The sequence below is a fragment of the Nostoc sp. genome (assembly GCF_036916575.1).
Taxonomy (GTDB): domain Bacteria; phylum Cyanobacteriota; class Cyanobacteriia; order Cyanobacteriales; family Nostocaceae; genus Nostoc.
In genome coordinates, this window is the sequence record NZ_JBALGC010000060.1 from 1 (window position 1) to 6,949 (window position 6,949).

The following is a 6,949-nucleotide window of genomic DNA, read 5'->3' on the forward strand; positions in this document are numbered from 1 at the left end:
AGACTCATTAATGGAGTTCAAAGACTCATTAATGGAGTTCAAAGACTCATTAATGGAGTTCAAAGACTCATTAATGGAGTTCAAAGACTCATTAATGGAGTTCAAAGACTCATTAACGAGTATTAATTTATCAAGAACCAGACGCAGCTTTAGTCGGTCTACCTTTGATAGCTTTAAAGCGTTCGCCCAACTGTTCAGCGACAATTTTTAAGCCTGGAGTCTTTTTTGATGCTGTCTTGACGTAATCATAAACTGTCAAACTGCTAGTCATAGCTTCACTACCGACTGCCATTAGAGTATCATCTACCTGTTCGCTGAGTTGCTGGATTGAGATTAAAAGTTCGGTGAGCGCAGCAACTAATTGATAATCCCGAACAAGTTCTTCAACGTCAAAAGTGGCTGGGAGGATTTCGCGGTTAGACTGAGCAGCGCTGACGCTATTGTTCACAAAGGCTAGGCTCTTGTCGCCCATTTTTACCAACTTCCGCCGTTCTTCTGTGCTGAGAGTAACTAAAAAGGGGAGCTTTTGTTGGACTGTCTGTAGCGCGGCTTTAACTTCTTGGATATCTTGTGGCGAAAGGGAGGCTGTAATATTTTGATAGGCCATTGTATAATCACCTTGGGAGTTCTAGTGGTTAAGTAGCAAGTTTTGCTAAGTATAGAATTCCCATTAGTGGATGCGATCGCACATCATAACCTATTTATTTATCTGTTTTAGCGCCGATGCTGAGGGATACTGATTAAATGCTATCAAAGCTTGTCGCTCTAGAATCCTTTCATCGCCGTTAAAATCTAGGATACGTGCGGTAACTTCACCGATGTCTGTCTGATGAACAATCACAGCCTTATCTAGTCGAAAATGCTCACCTCAAAAGTCTCTACGTGGGTTAAAAAACCGCACAATTTCGCCCGTTTGCCAATTAGTTGACCCTAAATCCGTCCCTTTTTGCAGGTTACAGAAAATACAGGCATAACAGAGATTATCTGCTGTCGTAGCGCCGCCGTGTTTGACACTGATTATATGGTCAACTTGACAACCTGACGATCTATCTACTTCAGAAACGAGACAATACTCGCAAATATACTCGGCGCGATCAGCAACTAAACGCCGCAATTCTGCATTAATATATGGACGAGACATTTTGAATACTTACTCTGCGCTGATGTACTGACGAGCTTTTGCTTTTGCTAGTAGCATAATATGTTCTAGCGTGAGGAAATGATCTAACTCTCGCTGGTCACTTCCTGTAAGCCCTTCAGTTTTTGCGCGGTAAACGAGATCCTCTAAACGGTCTTTGGCTGCATCTGAGAGTTTGAAATTGATAACACTTTGGGGAGTGGTTCCAGCAGCAATAAACTCTATAATTTCGTCGTAGACTTTCGTGGTATTTACAGATATGTTCATAAGCTACCCCTTTAATTCCTAAATTTTATGCAACTTCCAAAGATTTTCCTAGCGTTTTAGGCTCTGGTAGAGTTTGACCATCTGCCAAAGATGACTCAATCAGCATTTCTAAAACTTCCTGAGCATTTTTAAGAGCTTCTTCATAAGTCTCTCCGTGAGTGTGACAAAATTCTCCCCATTCAGGAAGACTGACAACAAAACACTCATCTTCATCAGACCACTGAATAATTATTGTATAGTGAGAATTCATTCTTTTTCTTCCTCTTGAGCATTTTTAATTTCTTCTAACCTTTGAAGTGCATTATTAACGTCTTTTTCTTGGTAAGCTTTAGCATCATTTCCGTCTTTACCTGATATAGTAACTCTCCCAGGTAAAAGATGATGATACCAATTAGTGTGGCTACCTTTACCACTACGGGAGGTAAACCCTGCTTGCAGCAATAAGCTTTTGAGTTCTCTGATTTTCTTGGGCATAGCCTCTGTTTACATTTCCACTCCCCTGATTTACCAATACTCTCTTTGCTTATCTATGCAACTTCCAAAGATTTTCCTAACGTTTTAGGCTCTGGTAGAGGTTCACCATCAGCCAAGGATGATTCAATCAGCATTTCTAAAACTTCCTGAGCATTTTTAAGAGCGTCTTCGTAAGTCTCTCCGTGAGTGCAAGGCTGGATTATATGCGTAAACTCCGGTAAGAAAACCACATAACATTGGTCTTCTTCTGACCATTGAATCACAATTGTATATTTCATTATTCTGAAACATGATTACGAATTACGAATTATTAGCCTCCAGTTTTTTACCCGACCTTCAGCAATATCTTTTTTACCTCTTTCAAAGGATTCAATAAATCCAGGAATATCAAGTAACTCTTGGGTAGCATCTTCACTTTCCTTATCTGCCAGATATGCTAAAAAGTCAGCAACCAGTTGTAGGCGTTCTGAAGATAATACATTTAGATATTGGTTTATTTGCTGACGAACGCCTGTGTTGTTCATAATTTTTAGCCAATCTTTTATTCTTAACTTTGAGAATCTTGCTTACTTTGATTTGCTTGCTCAATGCGTTGCCTAATTGCTTCTTCTGCAATGCGAATATTTTCTTCTATTGGCGTACCGTCTTCAGCTACCATCGGCCCATACCATGTTGCTTCTGAATCAGGAGTACGGCGGCCATATAAAACACGCAAAGGCTCTACATCTTCCCGATGTGCAAGTGCGTAAGCTATTAGTTCTTTGTTAGTCATTGCTTCAAAATTCGGTCGCATTTAAAAACCTCCAGTTTCCATTAGCGGGTACAATGATTTGGAGTTCCTCATTGACAAAAATAAATACAACTCCGGTTTGGTCATCAAAGCGAAATAGCTCAATACTCCGATAGGTGTTAGATAACATCTGGCAGACACGTAGACAGGCTATAGCTTGTGCGTATGTTGGGTAAATCGTCTGTTCCTCAATTGTGACATGGATAATAGTAAGCCTTTCTTTTGCGGTTTCTACTGTGAATAGTAAACCAGCTTACATTTACCCTTCCAACTGCTTTAACTTCTTCTGAGCATACTCCCGCACTTGCTCATCTGGGTCATTCTCTGCGCGATCGCGCAACAGTGATAAAGTCTGGGGATGCTGAGGAAATTGTTTGATAATTATCTCTAGTGCAATGCGCCGAGGATTAGTTTCATCCTCTTTCTTGCGCTCAAAGGGGTCATTAATAGCGCAATTGTGGTATATGTCAAACAAGTCAGGCTGATATTTAAAGTGTTTACCTAATTCTTTGACTGCTGCACCTCGGACATTTTCATGATCATCCTGGGTAGCGCGTTCTTTGAGGATGGATTTGGTATCGGGGTCATCTTTGAAGTTATTGGCTAATCCTTGAACTACTGCACGTCGCACATTGTTATCATCATCCTTGGTAGCACGTTCTTTAAGCCAGATTTTGGTGTCAGGGTCATCTTTAAACTTATTAGCTAATCCTCTGACTGCTGCACTTGGCACATTGTTATCATCATTCTTGATAGCACGTTCTTTGAGCCAGATTTTGGTGTCGGGGTCATCTTTAAACTTATTAGCTAATCCTCTGACTGCTGCACTTGGCACATTGTTATCATCATTCTTGATAGCACGTTCTTTGAGCCAGGTTTTGGTGTCGGGGTCATCTTTGAAGTGATTCACTAATTCTTCGACTGCTGCACCTCGCACATAGCTGTGATCATCCTGGGTAGAGCGTTCTTTGAGGAAGGATTTGGTATCGGGGTCATCTTTGAAATGATTCACTAATTCTTGGACTGCTGCACGTCGCACATAGCTGTGATCATCCTGGGTAGCACGTTCTTTGAGGATAGTTTTGGTGTCGGGGTCATCTTTGAAGTTATTGGATAATTCTTGGAATGCTGTACGTCGCACATTGTTATCATCATCCTTGGTAGCGCGTTCTTTGAGGATACTTTTGGTGTCAGGATCATCTTTGAAGTTATTGGCTAATTCTTGGACTGCCGCAAGTCGCCCAAGCCAGTGATCATCCCTGATAGCACGTTCTTTGAGGATGGTTTTGGTGTCGGGGTCATCTTTGAAGTTATTGGCTAATTCATGGACTGCCACAAGTCGCCCAAGGCAGTGATCATCCTTGATAGCACGTTCTTTGAGGATGGATTTGGTGTCGGGGTCATCTTTGAAGTTATTGGCTAATCCTCTGACTGCTGCACGTCGCACATTCTTATCATCATCCTTGATAGCACATTCTTTGAGCCATGTTTTGGTGTCGGGGTCATCTTTGAAGTTCTTCGCTAATTCTTGGACTGCTGCACCTTGCACATCGTAGTGATCATCCTGGGTAGCGCGTTCTTTGAGGAAGGATTTAGTGTCGGGGTCATGTTTGAAGTTCTTCGCTAATTCTTCGACTGCTGCACGTCGCACATCGCTGTCATCATCCTGGGTAGCGCGTTCTTTGAGCCAGGTTTTGGTGTCGAGAGATTCTTGCCAGGTCGTTGCAATTGCTGTGACTGCTTGAGTGCGAATTTCCTGAACTAGCTGAGTTTCTTCTTCATATTCATAGAGAACGTAATAGTACCAGAGGTCATATTTAGTTAAATCTTTTAGCTTGTCAAGTAATTTAGTAGCTGCTGACGCGATCGCCGAGCGATTTCTAACCTCTACAAGACACTTAGCTGCTAAAAAGAGATTGACAAACTTTTCCTCTTCGCCATCTTGTGCCATTAAATACTCAAGAATCTCCCCAACAAATTTAGATTCAATCATTCCCGCAATTAGCAATAAGACTTCATGCCAACTTTCATCTTGCCAGTGCTTGCCAAAAACTTTCCTATTAAGTTCCTCAATAGTCAGCGTTTGTGTTTCTTTAAACTGCCAGACAAACTCCCAAGCACAGAAAAATTCTAAAAATGTCCGATGCACAAAAGCATAGTAATCCGCACCCAGGAAACATAACATAAAGTTGCGAGTCCGCAGTTGATTAATTATCACCCGCGCAACTTCTCTGGGTTTATCAAATTCTATGGTTTTAAGATAATCAATCAGAAGTTTAACTAAATCATTTTCATTAATCAAATTACCTGCCAAACCTTTATCACCAGTTTGCATAAGATAAGCAACCTGACGCAGCATCGCTTGCTTATCTTTATAATCAATCGTCTTGGGGTCTAACCTCTGATCTTCTATCAAAGCGCGTTCCACATCCCATTGATGCAGCAATACCCGCGATGCTTGATTATAAAGCTCGGCTCTATCTCTTGGTAGCTCTTGATTACGACTAAGAATTGCCATCATCGTCAACAGCAGAGGATTTCCCGCCAATTCTGCAATAGCTTTGGAAGCAGCAATTCCTCTTTGTAGCCGTTCCCGCTTTCTGACTTTTTCTGCTGCATCAGTAAAAGTTAACTCATGCCAACGGTTGATAAAATCCTGAATTTGTTCTGAATCTAAATCTTGTAAAATAAAGTGGCGAAACTCAGCATTAAGCAATCGTTGCGGTTTATAGCCAATAATCCGAGAAGTGACAATTACCTGCACATCAGGATAGTCATTAGTAAAGCGATGAATATCAGTAATTACATCCTCTCGCTTACCAGGGTCAAATACCTCATCTAAACCATCAAACATTACTAAGGCATTACCAGCTTTTAATTGTCTATCTAGTTCAAGCTGATTGAGATGATGAATTGCACCACTACATTGATGGAAGAATTCTAGAAAATTATTGCACTCTTTATCTTCCCGTCGCCGCATATAAGTGCGTAATTCAATTAGCAAGGGAATTGGTAATGAGATAACATTATCCAGTGGTGACTCAGCCCAATTCAAAGCCAGAAATTGCAATAATGTAGACTTACCTGAACCAGGATCGCCCAAAATCACAAGATATTTATAATCTTGCTTTTTATTGACAACATCTAATACTGAACGGATCGGCTGTTCAAAATAAACTCTTTTGTGGCGTTCTAATTCTTCTAATTCAACTGCTTCTACTTGGTCACTTTCTCGCAGCCGTCTAAGATGTTCTTTAGGCAGTTCGTGAACTTGTGGTAAAACTTGATGAGCTTCCCGGACATTTTGAGCCGTAAAAATCCGCCATAATTTTAGTTCGTTATAGGCATAGCCGCTAGTATCTAAGCTATCTAACTTGAGATTGCCATAGCGCTCACGAATTCCTTCTTGATATTTAACTAAATTAAAATCTACAATAACACCAGCAATTTCTTTTGTATTTGTTTCAATATCAGATAATTTTTGTAATTCTAGGATATGGTGTAATTCTTTTGAATCTAAAAGAAGTTCTTGGACTTGTGTCAAATACTGCTCTGTAAATGATTGCCAGTTAAACTTAGATGGCAGAGGTTTTAATTGCAGCCTGTTCCAGCTATTTTCTAGGGTTTTAGCGTCTAGAGATTCACAATTAATATCAAAAGCCTTACCAAGAATTTCTGTAACCGATTTATCACTGATAAATTTTTTAATGTCTTTGGTGTACTCTTTAATCTCAGTTTCAACAAGTTTGCAACGAACTTTTAACTGCTGCTGCATGAGTTGCAAAAATTCTTTTAACGCTTTCCCAGCAGCAATTTCTATGTCTTCCTTCTTAAGTTTCTGGACAATCTTGCTAGGGATGCCTTTTAATAAATCTTTAGCCCAATCTTTAGCAGCATCCTTGGCTAAGTCTTCCAGAATGGGTTTAAAAATAAACCCGGCGGCCTGAGTTACACCCCAAATAGCTAACCAGTCCAGCATAATACTCGCTTCTGTTGAGAGTTTGATTACGAGTATATCCACTAGCTTGAGTAATGTTTCCGAATTTTAGGGAATTTGGAAAACCTCTCTCTTGAAAAGCTTTGATCGCCGGAAGCCGGCGCTCAAACTTTTCGCTCTCTAAATCTCTCTCCTAAAAGGAGAGAGACTTTGAATTTTCCCCCTTCCCGCGTCGGGAAGGGGGTTAGCTTTCAAGGGTAGGTTTTTTAGAATCTCGAAAATAGTTGAGAAAATTCTCAATTTTTTAACGTGGTTTGCTCGTTTCAGGATTTAAGCATCGGCT

Annotated in this window: 9 protein-coding genes and 1 pseudogene; all 10 read right to left on the reverse strand. The window is 40.5% G+C overall.

Annotated features, from left to right (window positions below; genetic code table 11):
* Nucleotides 1–130 precede the first annotated feature (130 nt).
* Nucleotides 131–607: a hypothetical protein gene (locus tag V7L29_RS13705; protein ID WP_334735827.1), complete on the reverse strand. Its 477-nt coding sequence runs from the start codon at nucleotides 605–607 to the stop codon at nucleotides 131–133.
* 90 nt (nucleotides 608–697) lie between these two features.
* Nucleotides 698–1,141: pseudogene (locus tag V7L29_RS13710) on the reverse strand (HNH endonuclease).
* A gap of 9 nt (nucleotides 1,142–1,150) precedes the next feature.
* The gene (locus V7L29_RS13715) at nucleotides 1,151–1,405 is read right to left on the reverse strand and encodes a hypothetical protein (RefSeq protein WP_334690420.1); all 255 of its coding nucleotides are present in this window, start codon (nucleotides 1,403–1,405) and stop codon (nucleotides 1,151–1,153) included.
* A 25-nt stretch (nucleotides 1,406–1,430) separates the two neighbouring features.
* Nucleotides 1,431–1,655, reverse strand: coding sequence for a type II toxin-antitoxin system HicB family antitoxin (locus tag V7L29_RS13720; protein WP_334690419.1), 225 nt, complete (start codon nucleotides 1,653–1,655; stop codon nucleotides 1,431–1,433).
* On the reverse strand, nucleotides 1,652–1,879 hold the full coding sequence (locus tag V7L29_RS13725) for a type II toxin-antitoxin system HicA family toxin (protein WP_334690418.1): 228 nt from the start codon (nucleotides 1,877–1,879) through the stop codon (nucleotides 1,652–1,654). The genes V7L29_RS13720 and V7L29_RS13725 overlap by 4 nt, the downstream gene beginning before the upstream one ends.
* A gap of 53 nt (nucleotides 1,880–1,932) precedes the next feature.
* Nucleotides 1,933–2,157, reverse strand: a complete 225-nt coding sequence (locus V7L29_RS13730; RefSeq protein ID WP_334690417.1) for a type II toxin-antitoxin system HicB family antitoxin — start codon at nucleotides 2,155–2,157, stop codon at nucleotides 1,933–1,935.
* A 15-nt stretch (nucleotides 2,158–2,172) separates the two neighbouring features.
* A complete protein-coding gene (locus V7L29_RS13735) occupies nucleotides 2,173–2,403 on the reverse strand; it encodes a hypothetical protein (protein ID WP_334735828.1) in 231 nt (76 codons plus the stop codon).
* 23 nt (nucleotides 2,404–2,426) lie between these two features.
* Nucleotides 2,427–2,672, reverse strand: coding sequence for a DUF6887 family protein (locus V7L29_RS13740; RefSeq protein ID WP_174710332.1), 246 nt, complete (start codon nucleotides 2,670–2,672; stop codon nucleotides 2,427–2,429).
* Nucleotides 2,656–2,877, reverse strand: coding sequence for a DUF6888 family protein (locus tag V7L29_RS35495; RefSeq protein ID WP_442944187.1), 222 nt, complete (start codon nucleotides 2,875–2,877; stop codon nucleotides 2,656–2,658). The genes V7L29_RS13740 and V7L29_RS35495 overlap by 17 nt, the downstream gene beginning before the upstream one ends.
* Nucleotides 2,878–2,928: 51 nt before the next feature.
* Nucleotides 2,929–6,648 carry a HEAT repeat domain-containing protein gene (locus V7L29_RS13745; RefSeq protein ID WP_334735829.1) on the reverse strand — a complete coding sequence of 1,240 codons (3,720 nt, stop codon included), beginning with the start codon at nucleotides 6,646–6,648 and terminating at the stop codon, nucleotides 2,929–2,931.
* Nucleotides 6,649–6,949: the final 301 nt, after the last annotated feature.

What these genes read in the sequence shown, in the direction of transcription:
- V7L29_RS13725 (WP_334690418.1), bottom strand. Translation starts at nt 1,879, where the DNA reads ATGCCCAAGAAAATCAGAGAACTCAAAAGCTTATTGCTGCAAGCAGGG.
- V7L29_RS13705 (WP_334735827.1), bottom strand. Translation starts at nt 607, where the DNA reads ATGGCCTATCAAAATATTACAGCCTCCCTTTCGCCACAAGATATCCAA.
- V7L29_RS13730 (WP_334690417.1), bottom strand. Translation starts at nt 2,157, where the DNA reads ATGAAATATACAATTGTGATTCAATGGTCAGAAGAAGACCAATGTTAT.
- V7L29_RS13745 (WP_334735829.1), bottom strand. Translation starts at nt 6,648, where the DNA reads ATGCTGGACTGGTTAGCTATTTGGGGTGTAACTCAGGCCGCCGGGTTT.
- V7L29_RS13740 (WP_174710332.1), bottom strand. Translation starts at nt 2,672, where the DNA reads ATGCGACCGAATTTTGAAGCAATGACTAACAAAGAACTAATAGCTTAC.
- V7L29_RS13735 (WP_334735828.1), bottom strand. Translation starts at nt 2,403, where the DNA reads ATGAACAACACAGGCGTTCGTCAGCAAATAAACCAATATCTAAATGTA.
- V7L29_RS13720 (WP_334690419.1), bottom strand. Translation starts at nt 1,655, where the DNA reads ATGAATTCTCACTATACAATAATTATTCAGTGGTCTGATGAAGATGAG.
- V7L29_RS13715 (WP_334690420.1), bottom strand. Translation starts at nt 1,405, where the DNA reads ATGAACATATCTGTAAATACCACGAAAGTCTACGACGAAATTATAGAG.